General features: G+C 32.9%; 22 protein-coding genes. 14 read left to right on the top strand and 8 right to left on the bottom strand.

The genetic code is table 11. From position 1 onward, the window contains the following. Positions 1-85: 85 nt before the first annotated feature. From MXE27_RS09595 to fbp, 4 genes are all read left to right on the top strand, one after another. Complete coding sequence (locus tag MXE27_RS09595; RefSeq protein WP_248612211.1) at positions 86-259, top strand: hypothetical protein; 174 nt, start codon at positions 86-88, stop codon at positions 257-259. A gap of 282 nt (positions 260-541) precedes the next feature. Beyond that, positions 542-1,807 (top strand): methanogenesis marker 16 metalloprotein, encoded by a 1,266-nt coding sequence (locus MXE27_RS09590; RefSeq protein ID WP_248612234.1) that lies wholly within the window; start codon positions 542-544, stop codon positions 1,805-1,807. Between the two features lie 30 nt (positions 1,808-1,837). Then, entirely contained in the window at positions 1,838-2,989 is a 1,152-nt protein-coding gene (thiI, locus tag MXE27_RS09585) for a tRNA uracil 4-sulfurtransferase ThiI (protein ID WP_248612233.1), read from the top strand. A gap of 238 nt (positions 2,990-3,227) precedes the next feature. After that, entirely contained in the window at positions 3,228-4,334 is a 1,107-nt protein-coding gene (fbp, locus tag MXE27_RS09580; RefSeq protein ID WP_248612210.1) for a fructose-1,6-bisphosphate aldolase/phosphatase, read from the top strand. 16 nt (positions 4,335-4,350) lie between these two features. Here the strand turns inward: fbp and MXE27_RS09575 are convergent, their stop codons facing one another. From MXE27_RS09575 to pgsA, 4 genes are all read right to left on the bottom strand, one after another. Then, a complete protein-coding gene (locus tag MXE27_RS09575) occupies positions 4,351-5,010 on the bottom strand; it encodes a DUF434 domain-containing protein (RefSeq protein ID WP_248612209.1) in 660 nt (219 codons plus the stop codon). Between the two features lie 7 nt (positions 5,011-5,017). Then, a complete protein-coding gene (locus MXE27_RS09570) occupies positions 5,018-5,674 on the bottom strand; it encodes a TIGR00153 family protein (protein WP_248612208.1) in 657 nt (218 codons plus the stop codon). A gap of 54 nt (positions 5,675-5,728) precedes the next feature. Beyond that, a complete protein-coding gene (locus MXE27_RS09565; protein WP_248612207.1) occupies positions 5,729-5,962 on the bottom strand; it encodes a DUF357 domain-containing protein in 234 nt (77 codons plus the stop codon). Positions 5,963-6,065: 103 nt separating this feature from the next. Further along, complete coding sequence (gene pgsA / locus MXE27_RS09560; protein WP_248612206.1) at positions 6,066-6,635, bottom strand: archaetidylinositol phosphate synthase; 570 nt, start codon at positions 6,633-6,635, stop codon at positions 6,066-6,068. 49 nt (positions 6,636-6,684) lie between these two features. Here pgsA and MXE27_RS09555 point away from each other — a divergent pair, with 49 nt between their 5' ends. From MXE27_RS09555 to MXE27_RS09545, 3 genes are all read left to right on the top strand, one after another. After that, positions 6,685-7,305 carry an L-threonylcarbamoyladenylate synthase gene (locus MXE27_RS09555; protein WP_248612205.1) on the top strand — a complete coding sequence of 207 codons (621 nt, stop codon included), beginning with the start codon at positions 6,685-6,687 and terminating at the stop codon, positions 7,303-7,305. A gap of 112 nt (positions 7,306-7,417) precedes the next feature. Continuing rightward, positions 7,418-8,125: a DNA repair and recombination protein RadB gene (gene radB, locus MXE27_RS09550; protein WP_248612204.1), complete on the top strand. Its 708-nt coding sequence runs from the start codon at positions 7,418-7,420 to the stop codon at positions 8,123-8,125. 403 nt (positions 8,126-8,528) lie between these two features. Continuing rightward, complete coding sequence (locus tag MXE27_RS09545) at positions 8,529-9,686, top strand: pyridoxal phosphate-dependent aminotransferase (protein ID WP_248612203.1); 1,158 nt, start codon at positions 8,529-8,531, stop codon at positions 9,684-9,686. Positions 9,687-9,778: 92 nt separating this feature from the next. Here the strand turns inward: MXE27_RS09545 and MXE27_RS09540 are convergent, their stop codons facing one another. From MXE27_RS09540 to MXE27_RS09530, 3 genes are all read right to left on the bottom strand, one after another. Continuing rightward, the gene (locus tag MXE27_RS09540; protein WP_248612202.1) at positions 9,779-11,557 is read right to left on the bottom strand and encodes a ribosome biogenesis/translation initiation ATPase RLI; all 1,779 of its coding nucleotides are present in this window, start codon (positions 11,555-11,557) and stop codon (positions 9,779-9,781) included. Between the two features lie 299 nt (positions 11,558-11,856). Beyond that, a complete protein-coding gene (locus MXE27_RS09535; RefSeq protein ID WP_248612201.1) occupies positions 11,857-12,063 on the bottom strand; it encodes a histone family protein in 207 nt (68 codons plus the stop codon). 333 nt (positions 12,064-12,396) lie between these two features. After that, positions 12,397-13,743, bottom strand: coding sequence for a hypothetical protein (locus MXE27_RS09530; RefSeq protein WP_248612200.1), 1,347 nt, complete (start codon positions 13,741-13,743; stop codon positions 12,397-12,399). A gap of 217 nt (positions 13,744-13,960) precedes the next feature. Between MXE27_RS09530 and pth2 the strand changes: the two genes are divergently transcribed. From pth2 to MXE27_RS09505, 5 genes are all read left to right on the top strand, one after another. Further along, positions 13,961-14,302, top strand: coding sequence for an aminoacyl-tRNA hydrolase (pth2, locus tag MXE27_RS09525; protein WP_248612199.1), 342 nt, complete (start codon positions 13,961-13,963; stop codon positions 14,300-14,302). Between the two features lie 105 nt (positions 14,303-14,407). Continuing rightward, positions 14,408-15,064 carry an amino acid kinase family protein gene (locus MXE27_RS09520; RefSeq protein WP_248612198.1) on the top strand — a complete coding sequence of 219 codons (657 nt, stop codon included), beginning with the start codon at positions 14,408-14,410 and terminating at the stop codon, positions 15,062-15,064. Further along, positions 15,065-15,226, top strand: a complete 162-nt coding sequence (locus tag MXE27_RS09515) for a zinc finger domain-containing protein (RefSeq protein WP_248612197.1) — start codon at positions 15,065-15,067, stop codon at positions 15,224-15,226. It abuts the gene before it with no gap. Positions 15,227-15,459: 233 nt separating this feature from the next. After that, positions 15,460-15,729, top strand: a complete 270-nt coding sequence (locus tag MXE27_RS09510) for an elongation factor 1-beta (protein ID WP_248612196.1) — start codon at positions 15,460-15,462, stop codon at positions 15,727-15,729. A 48-nt stretch (positions 15,730-15,777) separates the two neighbouring features. Further along, positions 15,778-17,022, top strand: coding sequence for a tripartite tricarboxylate transporter permease (locus MXE27_RS09505; protein ID WP_248612232.1), 1,245 nt, complete (start codon positions 15,778-15,780; stop codon positions 17,020-17,022). An 11-nt stretch (positions 17,023-17,033) separates the two neighbouring features. On the opposite strand, the gene MXE27_RS09500 is transcribed toward MXE27_RS09505, so the two are convergent. Beyond that, positions 17,034-18,053, bottom strand: coding sequence for a class I SAM-dependent methyltransferase (locus MXE27_RS09500; RefSeq protein WP_248612195.1), 1,020 nt, complete (start codon positions 18,051-18,053; stop codon positions 17,034-17,036). A gap of 276 nt (positions 18,054-18,329) precedes the next feature. Between MXE27_RS09500 and MXE27_RS09495 the strand changes: the two genes are divergently transcribed. Then, positions 18,330-19,742: a TadA family conjugal transfer-associated ATPase gene (locus tag MXE27_RS09495; RefSeq protein WP_425438286.1), complete on the top strand. Its 1,413-nt coding sequence runs from the start codon at positions 18,330-18,332 to the stop codon at positions 19,740-19,742. Between the two features lie 37 nt (positions 19,743-19,779). Further along, entirely contained in the window at positions 19,780-20,976 is a 1,197-nt protein-coding gene (locus tag MXE27_RS09490) for a type II secretion system F family protein (protein ID WP_248612193.1), read from the top strand. Positions 20,977-20,979: the final 3 nt, after the last annotated feature.

Below are 20,979 nucleotides of genomic sequence, written 5' to 3'. Positions count from 1 at the left end.
TTTATATATGTATCCCTGTACTATTATTTTAAATAGAATTAAAATATTCATTTAAAATAGATAAAATAATATTTGAGGTAAAAAAATGGATGATAAACAAATTGATTTTGCGCTGTATATTCTAGGTTTTGTAGGTCTTTTAGTTCTTTTAGGGGGGGCATTTAGTTTTTACGAATTCAAATATGGGTTGGTTGGAGCTATTATTATATGGTTTATAGCCGGTGCATATAGAAAATATTTTGGTGTGCCTAACAACTGATAATAATATTTTTTTTTTTTTAGATTGCAATGTCTTTTTTAATAGATTAAATTTATTTTCTTTTCTAAAAAAAATGAATTTGATGTAATATTATTCCAAAAAAATGTTATTTAACCATTTTAATATTATAAAAGTGCAGGAAAACGTAGGGTTTCCAGTCATTAATATGGGATAGAAGATTTTTTTTTATGCATATACTATTCTACATCACTTCTGTTATAAAGATTTATTAAAAAGAGTAGAGATAGGAATAGTCATAAATATTACAATAATGAGGGTTGGATAGTGAAGCGCACTATTGGAGAAATTAATCAAAAAATTGCAGATGGCGAAGCAACAGTTTTAACTGCAGAAGAAGTCACACAGAGAGTGATGGATGGGCGGGCACCTACTCTTGAAGATGTGGATGTGGTAACTACTGGAACGTGCGGCATAATGTCTGGAACTGCAGCTATATTGCACTTAAAAGCAGGAGAACCGGGTTCTTTCAAAAAAGCAAAAAAAATATACTTGAATGGGGTACCGGGGTTTCCAGGGCCATGTCCCAATGAATGGTTGGGATCCGTAGATTTGATGATATATGGGACTGCTCACAGCATCCATGACTCTGATTATGGAGGTGGCTTTTTATTTAAGGATATGTTAGCAGGCAGAGAAATTGAAATTGAAGTAGAATCCATCCACGGTGAAATTATTAAGTCCACCACTAATTTAAATGAAATGGGAACTGCGCGGATGATTGGTACTCGTATGGCATTTAAAAATTACACTGCGTTTGTAAATCCGGACCCTGAACCAGTTTCATCTATATTTCATGCTATTGACATGGATGGGCCATTTGAAGGGTTATCTTTTTCAGGTTGTGGAGAAATTAACCCATTACAAAACGATCCTCAAATGAAAACTCTTTGCAGAGGAACTAAAATACTTTTAAATGGCGCTGAAGGATTTATAATTGATAATGGAACTAGAAGCAACTTGGAAAAACCTAATCTTATGTTAACTGCAGATATGCATGAAATGGATTCCCATTATTTGGGTGGATTTAGAACTGCGGCAGGTCCTGAAATTTATGATTCTGTGGCTATTGCTATTCCTATCACCAGCCAGGAAGTTTTAGAGAATACATTCATAAAAAATTCAGATATTTCTTTACCAGTAGCAGATATAAAAGGTAGGCACTTGCCTTTAACCAATACTAATTATGGTGAAATGTGGAATGGCTCTGATGAACGTCCGAGTTACCACTGCGATAAATGCATGGACTGCGCCACATGCTTGGTTAGGGAGAGATGCCCCACATTAGCATTCACCCACAATCTAAATACTAGAAAATGTTTTGGGTGTGGAATGTGTGCATATTCCTGTCCCCACGGTGCGTTTGTAATGAAAACAGGATATGTAGAACTGGAAGTTGATCTCGGCGAGTTTGAAGTACCAATTGCCTGCAGACAATCTGACTTGAAAAGGGCCAGGGAGATAACAGATGAACTCACAAATAAAATTAAGAAAGGTAAATTTTCCATTTATTCATGCCCGGATAGTTAGCTTATATTGTAATTTAGGAGATATTTAATGTTGGATTATGATTTGATAATCGTTAGATATGGTGAATTGGGAATTAAAAGCCCCCGTGTAAGGCGTAGGTTTGAGAAGAAATTGGTATCCAATATCAAAAATGCTTTTGACTGTGATATTGAAGTAACGCAGGGTAGAGTTTTTATTGAACCAAAAAACTATGATGATGCAATGGAGTGGTTAACAAAGATATTTGGCATAGTATCATTTAGCCCTGCTATTTCTACAGTAACTGATTTAGACCAAATTGCAGAAACCTTGGACGAATATGTGGATAAATTAGCAGATGATGGAATCATTTCCTCTGAAACATCATTTGCTATTAGAGCACGTAGGGTAGGAAAACATGATTTCACTAGCCAAGAACTAGGAGCTTTTGCAGGGGCTGTGGTCTTTAGAAAAATAGGTTCTCCGGTGGATTTAACAAACCCTGACGTTGAAATTTTCATTGAAGTTCGAGACGATGATACTTTTATTTACCATACCAAAATCCAGGGACCTGGTGGCCTCCCAGTGGGAACACAAGGAAAATTAGTAGCCCTGCTTTCAGGAGGAATAGACTCTCCTGTGGCTGCTTATATGATGATGAAAAGAGGCTGCAAAATTATTGCTATTCACTTTGATAATGAACCATTTACTAATCCTGAATCAATTGAAAAAGTTAAAAAAATGGCAGATAAACTTCGAGAATATTCTTCAGGTGTAAAATTTGAACTAAAAGTAGTAAAATATGGGGAATATTTGCAGGCATGTAAAGAAAAAGCACCTGAAAAATTAACCTGCGTACTATGTAAAACCGGCATGTACCATACAGCAGAGATAATCGCTCAAAGAGAGGGTGCTATGGCCATAGTAGATGGAAGTAGTATGGGTCAGGTAGCATCTCAAACATTGCCCAATTTATTGGCCACCAGACATTCAGTATCTATGCCAATTTTAAGTCCATTGATTGGAATGGATAAGGTGGAGATTGAAAACATGGCTAAGGAGATAGGCACTTATGAAATATCTATTATTCCTGATGGAGGTTGTAGTGCAGTTCCTCGTTATCCTGAAACTAAGGCTGATATCGAAAGGGTTTTAGATGCACAAGAAGCAGTGGACATGGATCAAAAACTAAAAACTGTTTTAGAATCATTAAAAAATATCTGAAAATATATATTTTAAAATTTTAAAAAACCACTAAATGTGAATTTTAATTAGCTAGGGATAAGTTTTTAAATTATAATAAAATAAATATAAATACATTATAGAGTATTATAACTATTTTAGGCTTATTAAATTTAAAATGTTTAATCAGCTTATTAAAACAGAATATGGTTGAATTTTATAAAAGGATTAACATCAGTTATTCTTTAGAAAATATGATATTGTGGAGGTGTTTTTTAAAATGAAAACAACTATTAGTGTAATTAAAGCGGATGTTGGGAGTGTAGCAGGACATGGACTCGCTCACCCTGCCTTATTGGCAAAATGTGAAGAAATTTTAGGAAAAGCTAAGGAAGAATCACTTCTGGAAGACTTTTATGTCACCAACTGTGGTGACGATACAGAACTAATAATGACTCACCGGCAAGGTGAAGAAAACGAGGAAATTCATGAATTAGCTTTTAAAGCTTTCATGGAAGCAACTGCTATTGCAAAGGATTTAAAACTTTACGGTGCAGGTCAAGATTTATTATCTGATACATTCTCTGGAAACATTAAAGGTATGGGTCCAGGATGTGCTGAAATGGAGTTCAAAGAAAGACCAAGTGACCCCGTAGTAGTTTTCTGTATGGATAAAACAGAGCCTGGCGCATTTAACTTGCCTCTTTTTAGAATGTTTGCAGATCCATTCAACACAGCAGGATTAGTAATTGATCCATCACTTCACAATGGATTTGAATTTGAAATATTCGATGTAATGGAGCACAAAAAAGTTACCATGAAATGTCCGGCTGAAATGTATGATTTACTAGCATTAATAGGCACCATCAGCAGATACGTCATAAAAAGAATCAGAAGAATAGATGACAATGAAATAGCTGCAGCAGTAAGTACCGAAAGATTAAATTTAATGGCTGGTGCATACGTAGGAAAAGACGATCCGGTGGCTATTGTAAGATCTCAATCAGGATTCCCTGCAGCGGGAGAAGTAGTAGAACCATTCGCATTCCCTCATTTGGTAGGTGGATGGATGAGAGGTTCCCACAACGGACCATTAATGCCTGTTGGCCAGAAAGATGCTTACCCTGTAAGATTTGACGGACCTCCTCGTGTAATGGCTCTTGGATTCCAGATAGCTGATTGCAAACTCGTCGGCCCTGCGGATATGTTTGATGACCCCGCTTATGACCCTGCCCGAAAACAAGCAGCTGAAATTGCAGAATACATGAGAAGACACGGTCCTTTCGAACCACACAGATTACCTGCAGATGAAATGGAATACACTTCGCTGCCGGGTGTAATGGAAAAATTGGAAGGTAGATTCAAAGAGATGGATGAATTACTCTAAATTCTATCTTTTTCTTTTAACATTTTTTTATCATTAAATCTTCTTTTTCATTCAATATAAAAAATGGAATATCAATCACATGTTTTACCTTGTCAATCATAGCTCCATCGCTACTGGCAATGAACCCTCCTTTTTCCTCCCATTCTTTAACCAGATCAAAATCAACATTTGATGAAAGAATACTTGCACCAGGAATACCATAAACTTCTAAAAAATTATTTACTACTTGTGATAACCGCCCACTAAAACTAACTTTTTCATCAAAATAAAATTTTACAAAAGAAGGGCTCTTATCCTTTAAAACTTTTAAAATCAGGTTTAATGAGTCTAAAGTTTCATTTTTAAATTTATATTTTCCAAATATGCCTGAAGAATCTCTTAAAACTCCATCTTGAGCCATTATCAAATTTTCAGGTTTTAATAAAATAGTTTCTGTAGTAATTAAAACATTATATCCGTCGATAAAAACAATATTTCCATATACTGATTCTAGGGATGTTATTTTATTTTCACGTTCTTTAATCACACTTTTTGAAAAAATACATCGAGATAAATAGTTTCGTTGGTTTTGATTTAGTAAATAATGGTTCCCTACAAAATTTAAAGCGATTTTTTTGCGATAACCATTATCTAATAAATATCTAAGATCTTTCGCAGCTTTTTTTATAATATCCATAAGGTAATTAACCTCTTCTCTTAGCAGCAATGATTAATGCTCGATCCGACGCATCTTCTGCCCTATCCGTGATATTGGCTATTTTTTTAGTGCTTTCTTTAAGTTCTAATAATTTAAGAATTCCTATATTTTTACTACGATATGAGTTGTATAATTTTTTAATTATTCTCCGCTCTACAATATCTGTTTGATCCTCAAGATCTTCGATTTCATGAGCTTTTTTAATTGATTTTCCTAAATCTTCTTCTAAAAAAGCAATACATTCTTTAAGCGTTAAAATAGTCTTTCCGGTAAGATCCATCATCTCTTTAAAATCTTCTTCAAATGCTGATGGAAATTCCACTTTACTGAGACAGATTTCAAAGGCAGCTGATTCTATACCGTCTGCTACGCTATCGACCATTTCGGCTAAGATTATGCGATCTTCCCGGTCAAATGGTAAAAAAGCACCTTCATAAAATTCAATTTCCATTTTACGTCGAAGTTCATCGGCTTTATGTTCTAAAATACCTATTTGTTTGGTAAAATGGTTTATTTGGTGTTTATTTCCAGTATAAAAACCCAACATCAATTCTTCCAGACTTTGAAAACATTCATAAACCAGATCTACATGTTCTTTGGAGTATTTTTCAACTTTACTTTCTCTTCCAAAAAATTTTTTCATGTTACCCACTTTACTGATTTTTTTTAAAAATAAAACCGGGTTAAATCAAGAAAATTATATTAATTTGTGCAGTAATCTTAATGAATCTAAAAGTCCATGTGAATAGGTTATACATCCAAATGATGTGATATAATCCTTCTTTTCTAAATAATAAAGGGCATCGTCTCTATAATTTTCTGCTCTATCTATTACTTCTTTTTCTTTTTCGGTAAATTTTATGGCTTCAATTTCTTTTAAATTTTTTGCTAATATTTCCACATCTTTTTTTATTCTTTCTTCATATTCCATAATATTCCTCTAGTGGATAATCTAGTTATTTATGTTAAAACTTTGATATTTAACTGCATTATTCCTCTAAATTACATTAATGTCTGAGGGATACTTAAATTTATTATTCTTCCAAATTTTTCCAAGTATGGTAAATTCTCTCTAAAACAGTGAAGTAACCCAGAACCATAATTATTATAACAGCCAGACCCATTATATCTGCACCAAAGAATACACTTAAAAAAGCACCAGCAATTAGAATAACTAAACGTTCGGCTCTTTCTGCTATCCCGACCCCACAAGATATTCCTTCCACTTCGGCTCTTGCCCTCACATAACTTACACTTAAAGAAGCATGTAGTGCGAGTATTCCAAAAATCCAGTTTACAAATCCACCATAAATTATTCCTATTATTATAAATGCATCTGCGAATCGATCTACTGTGGAATCTAAGAAACCTCCAAATTTAGTCGTTCCTGAATTATTACGTGCAACTGCGCCATCAATGATATCTAAAAGGCCGCTTAAGACGATTAAAATTCCTCCCCACAATAAACTGCCTTTTGCAAACATGTAAGCAGACGATAAAGCTATTAAAAGTCCTAAAATTGTCAAATAATTTGGATTTATTTTGATTTTACTGGCTACTGGATCAATAAATCTTTTCAAACCAGGCCTAAAACGATTCAGCATATTGGTAATTTATAAATCCCAGTAATATATATTTTGTATAGGAACAAAAATGAAAATTATTAAAATTAACCCTGAAAAACCAGATCAAAAAGATATAGATTATGCCATCAATGTTTTGGAAAATGGTGGAATTGTTTTATATCCTACAGATACTATTTATGGATTAGCTGTTAATATATTTGATGATGATGCTTTAAATAAGTTATATGATCTTAAAAAAAGATCAAAAAGAAAACCCATATCTATCTGTGTTTCTAAACTTGAAAATATTTTTCAAATTGCTCATATTAATGATAAATTTAAGTATAAAATATTTGAATTGCTGCCGGGTCCATTCACTATAATCTTAAAGAGGAAAGAAAATATCTCCCCTATATTAACTGCTGGTGGAGAAAATATTGGAATAAGAATTCCAGACAATATATTATGCCAAGAACTAACTAAAAAATTTCCAATTACTGCTAGTAGTGCTAATATATCGGGGATGCCAGTAATGGATAATATAGAAAAAATTTTAAATCAATTAAGTTCGGAAGTAGATTTGGTTCTGGATGCTGGATCATTAACGAAATTAGAACCATCTACGGTCATTGATTTTTCTTTGGATCAACCAAAAATTTTAAGAAAAGGTGCAGGCTATTTAAATAGTCTCCATGATATGGATCTATAAGAGTTATTATTAAAAGTAAATAATATATTTAATAGAGTAATTTCATTAATCTTTATTCATAGAATATGTATAATCCAAGTTTTTAATGTAATAAAAAGGATATTGAGGAAATATGAAGGTATTATCTGATCTTAACAAGTCAACAAAAATTTCTACCGGGTGCTCAATTGACGGTATCTTAGGAGGGGGAGTTGAAAAAGGAAATCTAACTCAATTCTATGGACCTCCGGGGTCTGGAAAAACGAATATTGTTTTAAAATTAGCTGTTGAGTCTGCAAGGGATGGTGGAAAAGTAATATTTATAGATACTGAAGGTGGAATTTCTATTGATAGAATTCAGCAAATATCTGGGTTAGATTTTGATAAAGTTGCTGAAAATATCATCGTATTTGAACCTACGTCTTTTAAAGAACAGAATGAAGTTTTAAAAAAAGTATGGGCATTGTTAGAGTCACAATCTGAAGAAGTAGATTTGGTGATTTTAGACTCAGCTGTGGCATTATATAGGTTGAAAGATGGGAATTCTACTAAATTAAATAGCGAGTTAGGTAAACAAATGGCGCTATTGCTTCGAATGGCTCGAAAATATGATTTGGCTGTGGTAATAACCAATCAGATTTATTCTGTTTTTGATGAAAGTGGAAATGGTGTTATTGAACCTGTTGGTGGAACTATTTTGAAATACTGGAGCAAGGTCATTGTGGGATTAGAAAAGGGTGATGTTGTGGGTGAAAGGTGTGCAACCTTAATTCGACATAAAAGTAAAGTAGAAGGTATTAAAACCAGATTTAGAATAATAGAAAGAGGTTTGGGTAATTAAAATTGTTTTAATGAATCCAGGTAATACAAAATAGGATATGGTAAATAATTAATATACTTATTTTTCCGACCATCATTTGAATAAGTCTCAAAATTATTAAAGTTTATTAATAAGACCGTCAAATAACATTTATAGTTTGATAAGGGGATATTATCATTATATAATCTCTTGATAAAACCATTATAATTAACTTGATAAATTGTTAAAATCTTTATATTATAATCAGACTTTGTTCTGGGACTATAATCAGAAGAAATTTATAAATTATGGCTGCTTGTTAAATTTTAAGAGCATAATGTATATTTAGTGTAAATAAACAATTTAACAATGAAACTAAAATACTTATTTTCTTCTGAAGAGTCTCTCAGCATTGAGTCTTTAAATTAAAATGATGTGATAAAACATGATTTCTCCTAAAAAGTATGCGAAGGCCGCAAAGATACCACCAAAAGGCTTTAAAACGGCAAATGAGTTCTTTGCTCATGTCTTTAGTGATAAAGAAATTATTTGGATGGGTCAAAACACCAATCATCTTCATCAAGATACTGAAATCATGGATGCTATGATTGATTGCGTGAATAGTAGGGAATACTGCAAATATCCACCACCAGAAGGTTTTCCTGAACTTAAAGAGCTTGTGATAAATGATCTAGGTTTAAGTAAGGATTATGACATATTAATAACTGCTGGAGGGACAGAATCTCTCTATTTATGTATGAATGATATTTTGGATCCGCAGAATAATGTAATAACCTGTGATCCTGGATATTTAATCATTGACAACTTCGCCAGCAGGTTTGCGGCTCAAGTTATTTCAGTACCCATATACAATGAGGAGTGCGGATACAAGTTAACTCCAAAATTAGTAAGGGAAAATATGGATGAAAATACCAAAATCATCTCTTTAATAGACCCTTTGAATCCATTAGGATCATGTTATACTAAAGAAGAGATGGAAGAATTTGCTGAAATAGCTGAAGAAAATGATATATATTTGCTGCATGACATAACTTACCGGGACTTTGCCCGGGAACATCATCTCGCAGCAGAATATGCTCCAAATCATACGATCACCGTTTACAGCTTCTCAAAAATATTTGGAATGGCCGGGCTTAGGATTGGTGCAGTCATAGGAGTTCCTGAAGTTATTAATTCTATAAGAAGTATTTTGATTAATGATTTAGGGACCAATGTCATGGCTCAATCAGGAGCAATAGCTGCCTTAAAATCTAAGAATGAATGGATAGATTATATTCGAGATCAAACACGCAGTAATCAAAAAATAATTAAAAATGCTGTGGATCAGGTAGAAGGTGCATTTATTCCAGTTTATCCTTCAGATGGAAATATGATGGCCATTGATTTAAAAGGAACAGGTATTGATCCTATGGATATGACAAATTATTTATTGGAAAGGAAAGTTTTTGTTCGCCAGGGGGCATACACCAGTAAATCATTTGGTAACAGATATCTCAGGGTTAGTTTTTCTGTACCTGAGTACCAGGTTAAAATTTTTGCAGAAAGGTTTTTAGAAGGAATAAAATCCCTTAAACCCATTTAATTCTTTTTTAAATAAATAACTTAATTTTTGGGAAAAGAAAATAGTCTATTTTTAATATCATTAACAGTTAATTAAAAAAAGAGAATAGTTATCTATTTGTCTTTTAAGTAGTAATATTCACCGATTTGTTTTTGGTTTCTATCTAGATAACTATCAAACTTATTAACCCGAGGACGTTTTGTTTCTTTATCTCTACGGAAGGTTATGCCCACATCAGATAAGAATTTGTTCATGGACTTTCTAAGTTCGGTGGGGCTAGAAGCATGTCCTTCAATACCTGGGTGGCCCTGGAATACAAATGCTCTATCTGATATGTAATCAATAAATACTATGTCGTGGTCAATAATTATGGATGCCGCATTGCGATTTTCTATAATTTTACGGATTGTCCTTGCTGCAACTAACCTTTGTTCCACGTCTAAAAATGCGGTTGGTTCATCAAAAAGATAGATATCGGCCTGTTGGGATAATGTACTTGCTACTGCTAGTCTTTGCAGTTCTCCACCACTTAAGTCACTTACCTCTTTTTCCAACAATTCTTCTAGTGAAAACGGCTTCATGATTTCGCTTTTGAAAATATTGGTTCCATAAGTAGGGGCGTGAGTATATAAAAAGTCTTGCACCGAACCTTCAAATTCTGAAGAGAGATATTGTGGTTTATATGCAATATTAACTTTCTTTTTGATTTTACCTTTGTCTGGTTTTTCAACGTCAGCTAACATTTTGGCAAAGGTGGTTTTTCCAATACCATTAGGGCCAAAAGCAGTCACAATTTCATTGTGGTATATCTTACCTTCATCTGCTTCTAATTTAAACCCAGTATATTCTTTCTTAAGAGAAGAATACTCTGATAAAACCTCACCTTCTTCTTCAGGAGTGGGCGGACGCACCTGAAATTCAATAGCTTGTTTTCTAAATCGAACATTTTCTTCTCTGAGGAATCCATTGATGTAAGAGTTTATACCAACCCTAACGCCTCTAAGTTGTGAAACTACACCATAAGCCCCGGATTTACCATATAATAAATGTACATAATCTGATATGGCGTCTAAAGCAGCTAAATCGTGTTCAATAACCATTACAGATTTGCCTTCTTCAGCCAGTTGTCTGATTACTTTAACTGCATTAAGGCGTTGTCTAACATCTAACCATGAAGTTGGTTCGTCAAAATAATAAAAATCAGCATCTCTTAAAACTGCTGCAGCAATAGCTACTCTCTGTAGCTCTCCTCCACTTAATTTAGAAATTTCCCGATCCATTATTGGATAAATATCCAGTGTATTTAAAACCGTGTCAATTTGGTTTCGTTCATCTAAATTTGTTAATAAATCCTTTACTTCTCCTTTAACATATTTCGGGAGCATATCTACCATTTGAGGTTTATGAACAACTTTTATTTCGCCTTGTGATAACTTTTTAAAGTAATTTTGTAATTGTGAACCTTTAAAATAGTTGAGTATGTCTTCCCAGGAGATTTCTTCCCCATAATTTCCTAAATTAGGTTGCAACTCTCCAGAAAGAATGCGAATTATGGTTGATTTGCCAATACCATTCGGCCCTAAAATTCCAACTACATCCCCTTCACTGATATTAGGCAGACCAAAAAGTTCAAACATGTTTTGACCATAGCGATGGATGGGATATTCTAATGCTTCAGGAAGATTTATGATACTAACTGCATCAAAAGGGCATCTTTTGGTACAGATACCACAGCCAGAACATAGTTCTTCTGATATTAACGGTTTTTTTGTTTTTTCATCAATCACGATGGTGTCCTCTTCCATCCGCACACCAGGACAATATTCAATGCAGGTATAGTTGCATTTTTTAGGTTGACATCGATCATGATCTAATATGGAAATTCTACTCACTATATCACCAATAAAACTGAATTTAAGTTATTAATTGAAGGTCATGTGGACAATAAACTAACAATATCCAATCACATGAACTTTTATCAAATTCATGAAACAATAACAAATTGATTTAAGTTTTTCTGCTGTCATTTATTATATTTTATTTTTATAAATACTTGATTAAATCAAATTAAAATTTTTAATAATTGAATATCCTTAAAAATAATTATAATTATTAGAAAACTAGAATAATTTAAATTAAATTTTAAATAAAATCAAACAGCAAATAAAAAAAAGAAATGGTATGAATTAGCTTAAATTTTTTTAACAGCTAATTCGATGTCTGATGACTTAACAGTTTTCCTTCCAGCGTGTTTTGCTAGTTTAACTGCTTCTAAAGCCAGGTTTTCGCCCATTTCTTCTAAAGCTTTTGCTAAAGCTTCTCTTGCATCATCACTTATTCTCATGGCACCTGCGTTTTTTATGATTCTTCCGACTGGTGCAACTGGTAATTCAGCCATAATATCACCTCAATTTTATCTGATACTCTAAACTATTTAAATTTATCGTTTATATGGTCATATTTTTAATGTATATTACAAATGTGACCTCCCTACATTATGTGGGGCTATGTATGTCATAGTGGTAATTTGATTAAAGTGAGGAGTGGTTGATAGTTCTCTCCTAAAGAATGTGCACTTTTTGGAATACATATTCCGCAACTGTATTAAAAATAATAATTATATTATTATAAGGTTAAGCTGTTAATATGGTTATTAAAAGCAGTATTTCTTGAATCTAATGGTTTTAAATAGGAGGATGCTTTAATTCTCTAAAATATTAAATCAGTTGGGCTATAAAAATGAAAATATAATTTCTTTATTTGCTATTATTAATAATCCAACCTGCAATAGTATCATAAATATAATGGCGTAACTTAGATATAAAATTCTATTTTGTGTTTTTTCATTGGATTGTATGGCTCTAAGTTTTAAAGTTGAATCTGATGCTTTCAGATATGTATCGACTTTTTCAGATATAGAATCTCCATATTTGATCATATCTGACTGTAATTCATTAAAAAAGTCAGAATTACTTGTTATATTTTCAAAATAACATTTATTTAGTGGTAAACCTGATTCTAGTTCTTCTTTAAATCTTTTGAATGAATGAAGGTCATTATAAATATCAGAACGTGTTTTTATAAGTAATTGGGTATTGTTGTTATCCATTAAATCTTTGGATAAATTTTGATTTAAACTGTTAATTTTAATCTCCTGGATTTCAAACCACCTTTTAAATGCTATTAAAGGAAAACCACAGTTTTTTAAATGTTCAAGCGATTCAACAGGGTCAATGGTATATGGGGAAAAAAGAATATAATTGCGTATTTTTTCATTTTTCAAATTTTCATTGGTTAAAATAAAGTTTTCATGAGTAAATGTGTGTTCGGGAATTAGTGAAGTATTAAAGCAATGCAAAAAGTTTTCATTAGTTAAGGCCCATTCATGACAATAATCTCTATCAGGAGTATCAAATGATAATAAATCAATTCCTGGAACTTGATTTGGGTTTGTTTGTGGATTAATGAAATATCCATCAATTCCATTTCCTTTTAAAAAATTAATTAAATCTTTTTTTATTTTAGACCTTAATTCACTTACTTCTTCAGTTTTAACTTGCTTTGGGGTGTATATGATATTTTGGTGTCTTGTGTGTTGGGAATGAGCTTTAACTAATGGGTCATGGTTTTTATATATGATGCTATTTAAGTCATCAGATGCTTTTTCATTTAATAAAGCCCTAATATTTAAAATAATTGTTGAAGGGCTTGTTCCATGTATAATTATTTGAATAGCATTAATATATTCGCCTAAATCATGATAAACACGATTTGAGGAGAATCTTTTCTTAATTTTAGTACTGTTTATAAATGGGAGAACAACATCGTATTCTTTAAATAAACTGTTTTTATGGTTTAAAATATTTAATTCGATGTTTTCAATTGTAGAATAGTCAATAGATTCAAAGTTATCAAATATGTCATTGAATGAGGATAATAAATCGTCGAATTTTTCAATTTCTATTAATTCAAAAACCATTAATGAATTGTAATATATTCCATCATTATTCGGTAAAAAACAGCTTTCATTTTCATTTTTTACAGCTTTATCATCATTTTTCATTGTTTCTACAAGCATTAAAACCAACTAAATTGTTTTTTGAGTTATAATAATTATTTAATGAGATCAAAATTTATTATTTAAAGATTCGTATAATATTTATAATAAATTTTTATATAATTTCATAGAGCAAAAATTTGTGAAGTTTATTTAAATAGATTTTTTATTATTGCACATTCCAATTATTCAAACTTATAGCAAAAAAGCATAATAAATAGTGCATATTAGTGATATTATGAAACAAATTATTATAATGAGAGGCGATTTAAATATGAGTAGGGGTAAAATCGCTGCACAAGCATGTCATGGTTCTTTAGGTTCGTTTAAAAGAGCTGATTCCAATAAAATAAGAAAATGGGAATTGGAAGGAGAAAAAAAAGTTGTAGTAAAAGTAAATGATTTACAGGAACTTTTTGAGATACGTGAATTAGTAAAAAAGGCAGATATAGCATCCTATTTAGTACGTGATGCCGGCCATACTGAAATACCCAGTTCCACTGTAACTTGTTTAGGGATTGGTCCAGATGATGATGAAAAAATAGATAAGATTACACAAGACCTTAAGTTACTAAAGTAGTCTTACTATTAATCTGATAGAATTTGATCAAACGTGCCATATATCATATCTATCTTAAAGTTGGATGTTTGGAAATTTAAATTAGATTAATTGCAGATGGTTTATATGGATTGGGTAGTTAAAGTTGGTGGGAGCATATTTCCTCATCATGCAAAAAATTTAGTTGAAGGTTTGGATGGTGAGAATGTTATCATAATCTGTGGTGGTGGTAACTTTGCCAACCAGATCAGAAAATACGATGCGGAATTTAGTTTTTCAGATAATGCAGCCCACGAATCTGCAATTTTATGTATGGACATCACCGGCCGTTTATTAGCAGATATTTGTAATAATGCTGAGGCGGTATATGATCTAAAAACTGCAAAGAGGATTGTAAAAAAAGGTAAAATTCCTATTTTATTACCATCTCGACTTTTACACTATATGGATCCATTGGAACATTCATGGAATGTAACTTCTGATTCAATATCATTTTATATTTCTCAGTTGATTCAAGCAAAACTTTTAATAGCAACGGATGTAGATGGTATATATACCCGAAAACCATCTGCCAAAGATGCTATACTTATACATGAAATAAGTGCAAAAAAACTACTATCTTTTGGTGAAACTTCAATTGACGCAGCCCTGAGTGAACTTTTACTCCAATTCGGGTCTAATTGTTATGTGGTTAATGGAAAATATCCTGAGAGGATTCTATCGTTAATCAGGGAAAATGCTGATATTAAAAATACATTATACACACTTGTTAGAGGTGATTAAATGGAGAAAATAGAGTGCACATCTTGCAAACAAGAGATACCTCTGGTAGAGACTTATGTTAAGTTTATATGTCCTGAGTGCGACGAAATCATTTACCGATGTCAAAAATGTCGAACCTTTGGACACATCTACACTTGCAAATGTGGATTTAAAGGACCTTAAGTTTTTAAATCAGATAAATACATTGGATAATATTTAGATTTGATAATAATTAAATCTTATATATTTTTCATCTAATTTATCAGATTTCCTTTGGGTAATTTTATACTAATTTAATATTAATAACTACTGATTTTTAACCTATATCTTTAAATATTAAAAGTATTAAGATTATAGTAATCAGTATTATTAACGAATTAACAATTAATTAATTCATGATTATTGGAGGTAATTAAATGGGAGAAGTAGTAGCTACTATAAAATTAATGCCAGAAAGCCCAGATGTTGATTTAGAAAAAATTAAACAATCTGTTGAATCATGTATTCCTGAAGAAGCGGAATTGCATAAAATTGAAGAAGAGCCTATTGCTTTTGGCCTTGTAGCCCTTAACGTTCTGGTTATTGTGGACGATGGTGAAGGTGGAACAGAAGCAGTAGAAGAAAACTTTTCTAAAATTGACGATGTAAGCAATGTTGAAGTAACTGATATTCGTCGATTAATGTAATTTTTATTCCATATTCTTTTTTTTTAAATTATCTCAGGGTTGATGGATATTTTTGATCTCATCCTGGCTTGCATAATCGGAGTTTTGTTTGGTGTGATAACTGGTCTTATACCGGGTATTCATGTAAATACTGTAGGTGCTATTGTTTTTGCATCAGCAACTTCTCTTTTAAATTTATTCTCTTTAGAATTTTTGTGTGTTTTTCTAGTTGCCATGTCAATTTCTCATGCTCTTTTAGAATTCATTCCGTCTATGTTTTTAGGAGTTCCTGAAGAAGCCACGGCTCTTTCTATCCTACCGGGACATAGGATGGTTTTGGAAGGGAGATCTAGAGAAGCCATACGTTTGGTGGCAGTGGGGGGCTTTGGAGCTATTATGATTACTATTTTATTGCTACCTCTTTTTGTAATATTTTTACCACCACTTTATGGTTTTTTAAAGCCATATATTTGGATAATACTGATTATAATGTCTATTTATATGTTAATAAGACTCAGTGCAGATTTAAATACATTTCTATGGTCTTTATTCTTATTTTTATTTTCAGGCATTATGGGGTGGGTAATGTTGAATACACCCATATCCTCTGGTTTGTCTCTCATGTGTCTTTTTACAGGCATGTTTGGAGTCAGCACAATGCTTTTTAGTTTAAATGAAAAATCATGTTTACCCCATCAACATAAATTCAATAAAATTTGTTTGAATATTAATATTTTCAGAGGAATGGTGGCAGGGGGCATAGCTGGCACTATATTGGGGTTTTTACCTGGCTTTGGACCGGCTCAGGGAAGTATAATTGCACAAGAATTGAGTGGTGGTAGTGAAGAAAACAATGAAAGTTTCTTAACTTCTATGAGTGGAGTAAATACATCAGATACCCTTTTTTCTTTAATTGCAATTTATTTAATTGGAAATCCTCGAAGTGGTATTGCAGTGTATTTATCTCAGTTGATTCAAGAATTCAATATAAATTATTTGCTATTTTTCATTTTTGCATCCCTGACTGCAGTTTCAGTTTCTTTAATACTGTGCATAAAATTAGGAGACTATCTCAGTGAATATATGCAAAAATTAAACTATAAAAAGATTTCATGGGGGGTTATAATATTTATGTCTGGCCTTTTACTGATTTTTTCAATTTTAGAGAATGTTTCTCTGCCATTTATATCTTTAGTTTATGCAACTGCTATAGCCATAGGGTTACTACCTCACTATTTAGGGGTCAGTAAGTCCCAATTAATGGGCGTTTTAATACTTCCGGCAGTAGTTATTTATTTCAATATGGGTTTTTAAGATTAAAAATATTAAATTACTAAAATATCTTTGGCGATTTTTTGTGCGGCTTTAATAAAGTCCGTATTTTCTACACCAGGGAATGTGTCAATAATACACAAATCAAATTTTTCATCTAAACTTTCACTTAAATGTCTTATATCCATATGGTAAACTTCGAAATTTTTTCCACTGGCTACCATACAATTTTCTAAAAATTCATCAAAAAATTCGACTTGAAATCCATTGGATTCTAAGTTTAATGCAGTCATATTGGTGGCAGGTTTCCAGAGGTCATTGAAAATAACTTTTTGGGCACCTGCTTTTAAAGAAAAAATTCCCAATGTTCCGGGTCCGCAAGTTGCATCTAAAACAGAGAACTCATTTTCTAAGTAATTTTTTTTTATAAAATTAGAAACTGCTGCTACTTTAAGGTTTTTCTTTCGAGGAAATTCTATATGTATTTCTCCTTGATCTTTGTGAATACATATAGGTCCGCATGGGCTGTTTACAATATCACAACGTAAATCACACCCGGCAAGAAGATCATAAACATAGGGTTTATAGTTGGAATCTTTTATTCCAACTGTACTGTGAGCATCTCCCATTAGTACTCCTTTTACTTCAACAACGTCTTCAATGATTCTTTCTGCACATAATTTGTTAAATTCTGGTGAAAGTACTATAAGAGATTTTTCTCTTAGATAAGGGGCTGCTTGAAGATCATATGCTGGATTGATAAGGGGAATACACGTTTTTCTTAGATTTGAGTTTGGTGGTTTTATGCCTTCGTCAATCATAATTTTGAGTATATGTGCAATCACACTGTCTATATGTCTTTTACCACAGTCGCAGAGTCCAAAGTCTCGATCAATAGTAGTAAGCTTTATCTGTTGGGTTAGTGGAGAGAATTTTTTTAGTTGTGGATTTATACATTGTGTACATGGTGCAAAAGTTTCATTTGTGTTTTCTAAAATTTTCTTCGCAGTCCTTATGCAGGTACTTCCGCACTTGCATTTTAAGTCCATATCCTTAAATATGGGTTTAATCATATTAAATATTTGAGTTCTATGAAACAGAAACGTAAAGACATATTGAAAGAGCTATTAGGCGAATTCGGTTCTGAGGAATCTGCTGAGGAATCTGCTGATGAAGTTGAAGTGGATGAAGTTAAAAAACCGGTAGAGGAGTCATTTGAAGAACCACAGGTTGAAGAAAAGCCAGCTCCAATATTCGATGATCAAGAGGAAGAAGAGGAAGAAGAGGAAGATTTCAACATCGAAAAGATAATGCAAAAGCCCACTAAGCCACAAAAAGCCGCTAAAACAATGAGCGAAGGTCTTAAGGCAGAAATTATCGAAGAAGAATTAGTTCCTAATTATAATGTTAGTGTACCCAAGTTTTCTGATAATGAAAAACAACTTCTAAATGAGATAAGGGAAAAATTAGTTGAAGTTGCTGTTTCTAAAGGGGATGAATTTCGGATTGATGAAACCAGTTTCTTAAAAGAAGTAAAAGAATTTTTAAGAATGAAAGGGATACGTAATGTTGATAAATTAGCATCACAGATATCTCAAGAGATGTTAGGTTATGGAGAACTTGATCCTTTAATTAAAGACGATGATCTGGAAGAGATCATGGTTTTAGGTACTCAAAAACCAGTATTTGTTTACCATCGTAAAATAGGAATGATGGTTACCAATGTAATTTTTGAAGAGGATAATGATATTAAATCATTAATTGATGTTATAGCCCGTCAAGTAAACAGAAGAATTGACCAACAAACACCTATTCTCGATGCCCGACTTCCTGATGGTTCAAGGGTAAATGCTACGATTCCCCCTGTTTCTGCTGATGGTTCTACTTTGACTATACGTAAGTTCAGGAAAGATCCACTTACAGTTATAGATTTGATTAATTTTAAAACCATGTCATCTCATCTGGCTGCTTTCATGTGGGTTTGTGTTGATGGTTTAGGAGTTAAGCCCTGTAATTCAATCATTGCAGGAGGTACTGGTTCTGGTAAAACAACAACTTTAAACTGTGTAACTTCATTTGTACCTCCTCGTGAGAGAATAATCACTATTGAAGATACACTGGAACTTCAACTTCCTCACACGCATGTTTTAAGAATGGAAACTAGACCTCCAAATATTGAAGGCAAAGGTGAATTGGACATGGATACTCTGGTAAAAAACTCTCTACGTCAAAGACCCGATAGGGTAATTGTAGGTGAAGTAAGGGGTAGGGAAGCTATAACTCTTTTCACAGCATTGAATACAGGACACTCTGGTTTTGGTACACTTCACTCTAACACTGCTCGTGAAACAATCACTCGTTTAGTTAACCCTCCTATGGATGTTCCAAATATCATGATACCTGCTTTAGACTTCATTATAATGCAAAATAGGATGTATAGGCCAGAAGGTGGTTCAATTAGGCGTGTAACTGAAGTTGCCGAAGTTGTGGGAATGGAAGAAGGTAATGTTCAGTTGAATCGAATTTTTGAATGGAATAATGTTACAGATAAGGTAGAGTATGTGGGTATCGCCAGCCAGACTCTGCGAGAAGTTTCTGAACTTAGGGGAATTAGTATAACTGAAGTTGAGGAAGAAATTGAAAAAAGAAGACTTGTTTTAGAATACATGGCTGATAAAAATATTCGTTCTATTGATGAAGTAGGACAATATGTACAAGATTATTATCGTGACTCTGATGAAGTTCTGGAGCGAGTATTGTAATTCAAATTATAAGTTAGATGATATTTAGGGTGAAAATATGGCAGATATTAAAGATTTCTTCGGTAAAATTGGCGGATTCACAATAAATTCCAGTAAAAAAGTCGGAGAAGGTGTTCAAGCCCCTGTGAATAAATTAGGCGAGATCAACAAACCTAAAATTGGTGGATTACGATCCAAGGGAGAAACTTCTAAAAAAACTGGTGGGGGGATGTTTAGTGGCATCCGCTCTGGTGGAGAAACCAGTGAGAAATCTGGTGGTGGTGGACTATTTGATAAACTACGTTCTAGGGGAGAAAGCTCTGAGAAATCTGGTGGAGGTATGCTTTCTCGAGATTCTAAATCCAGTAAAACGTCATCCAAGATTATAAAAAGAATGAAAATGAGTGATGAAGAAATCGAAGTTTTTAAAGGACTTATTGAATCTGAAAAGAAAACTCCTAAACCTAAAAAAGATAAAGCTAAAGATGATTCTTTTCAAAAGGCGTCGCTGGAAGAACTACTTAAAGAGGAAGAGAAAGAGGGTTTGGATCCAAAACTAATTATTGGGCTAGGCGCGGCGTCTGGGATAATTGTAATGGGAGTAATGGTGGTTCTGGGTTTCGGAATAGAAATTGGGCTGGCTTTAATGCTTGTCGTATTTTTAATGTCCATGGTTATCATATTTTTACCCAATATACAAAAAGGAAAAAAATCTGCTGAGGCTTCCCGTGAACTGCCTTATGCTTTAAGACAAATGGCAACTGAACTTCGAGCAGGTTTGGGTTTACACGATAGTATGAGGTCGGTTGCTATGTCTGGATACGGCCCTCTTTCTGAAGAATTTGCAAGAACTTTAGAAGAGATAAAATATGGGGAAACAACTGAAAATGCACTTACAGATATGAGTGATCGTATTAATTCTGATGGAATGAAAAGAGCAGTATATCAAATAACCCGGACACTTTCCAGTGGTGGGGATCTTTCCAGAACCTTGAGTGTTATTGCAGATGACATAGCATATGAAATGAGAATGAAGTTAAAAGATTATGCTCAAAAACTAAACTCATTTACCATGATATATATGTTTGTGGCTATTTTGGGCCCAGTTATATTTTTAATCATGCTTATTGCAGCATCCACGGTAATGGGGGCAGTTCTTCCACCTATTGCATTGATAGTACTTTACTTCTTCTTGTTCCCTATGATTGTTGGTTTCCTGGCGTTCATGATAAAACGTTTGGAACCTCAAATCTAAATT

Source organism: Methanobacterium alcaliphilum (assembly GCF_023227715.1).
GTDB lineage: Archaea > Methanobacteriota > Methanobacteria > Methanobacteriales > Methanobacteriaceae > Methanobacterium_E > Methanobacterium_E alcaliphilum.
Note: the sequence above shows the minus strand (reverse complement) of the source record. Positions and strands in the feature narration are given on the sequence as shown.

Coding starts and splice junctions, on each gene's coding strand:
- MXE27_RS09495 (WP_425438286.1), top strand. CDS start 18,330: ATGAGCGAAGGTCTTAAGGCAGAAATTATCGAAGAAGAATTAGTTCCT.
- MXE27_RS09520 (WP_248612198.1), top strand. CDS start 14,408: ATGGATTGGGTAGTTAAAGTTGGTGGGAGCATATTTCCTCATCATGCA.
- fbp (WP_248612210.1), top strand. CDS start 3,228: ATGAAAACAACTATTAGTGTAATTAAAGCGGATGTTGGGAGTGTAGCA.
- MXE27_RS09535 (WP_248612201.1), bottom strand. CDS start 12,063: ATGGCTGAATTACCAGTTGCACCAGTCGGAAGAATCATAAAAAACGCA.
- MXE27_RS09555 (WP_248612205.1), top strand. CDS start 6,685: ATGAAAATTATTAAAATTAACCCTGAAAAACCAGATCAAAAAGATATA.
- MXE27_RS09565 (WP_248612207.1), bottom strand. CDS start 5,962: ATGGAATATGAAGAAAGAATAAAAAAAGATGTGGAAATATTAGCAAAA.
- MXE27_RS09515 (WP_248612197.1), top strand. CDS start 15,065: ATGGAGAAAATAGAGTGCACATCTTGCAAACAAGAGATACCTCTGGTA.
- pth2 (WP_248612199.1), top strand. CDS start 13,961: ATGAAACAAATTATTATAATGAGAGGCGATTTAAATATGAGTAGGGGT.
- MXE27_RS09545 (WP_248612203.1), top strand. CDS start 8,529: ATGATTTCTCCTAAAAAGTATGCGAAGGCCGCAAAGATACCACCAAAA.
- MXE27_RS09490 (WP_248612193.1), top strand. CDS start 19,780: ATGGCAGATATTAAAGATTTCTTCGGTAAAATTGGCGGATTCACAATA.
- pgsA (WP_248612206.1), bottom strand. CDS start 6,635: ATGCTGAATCGTTTTAGGCCTGGTTTGAAAAGATTTATTGATCCAGTA.
- MXE27_RS09510 (WP_248612196.1), top strand. CDS start 15,460: ATGGGAGAAGTAGTAGCTACTATAAAATTAATGCCAGAAAGCCCAGAT.
- MXE27_RS09595 (WP_248612211.1), top strand. CDS start 86: ATGGATGATAAACAAATTGATTTTGCGCTGTATATTCTAGGTTTTGTA.
- MXE27_RS09575 (WP_248612209.1), bottom strand. CDS start 5,010: ATGGATATTATAAAAAAAGCTGCGAAAGATCTTAGATATTTATTAGAT.
- MXE27_RS09530 (WP_248612200.1), bottom strand. CDS start 13,743: ATGCTTGTAGAAACAATGAAAAATGATGATAAAGCTGTAAAAAATGAA.
- MXE27_RS09500 (WP_248612195.1), bottom strand. CDS start 18,053: ATGATTAAACCCATATTTAAGGATATGGACTTAAAATGCAAGTGCGGA.
- radB (WP_248612204.1), top strand. CDS start 7,418: ATGAAGGTATTATCTGATCTTAACAAGTCAACAAAAATTTCTACCGGG.
- MXE27_RS09570 (WP_248612208.1), bottom strand. CDS start 5,674: ATGAAAAAATTTTTTGGAAGAGAAAGTAAAGTTGAAAAATACTCCAAA.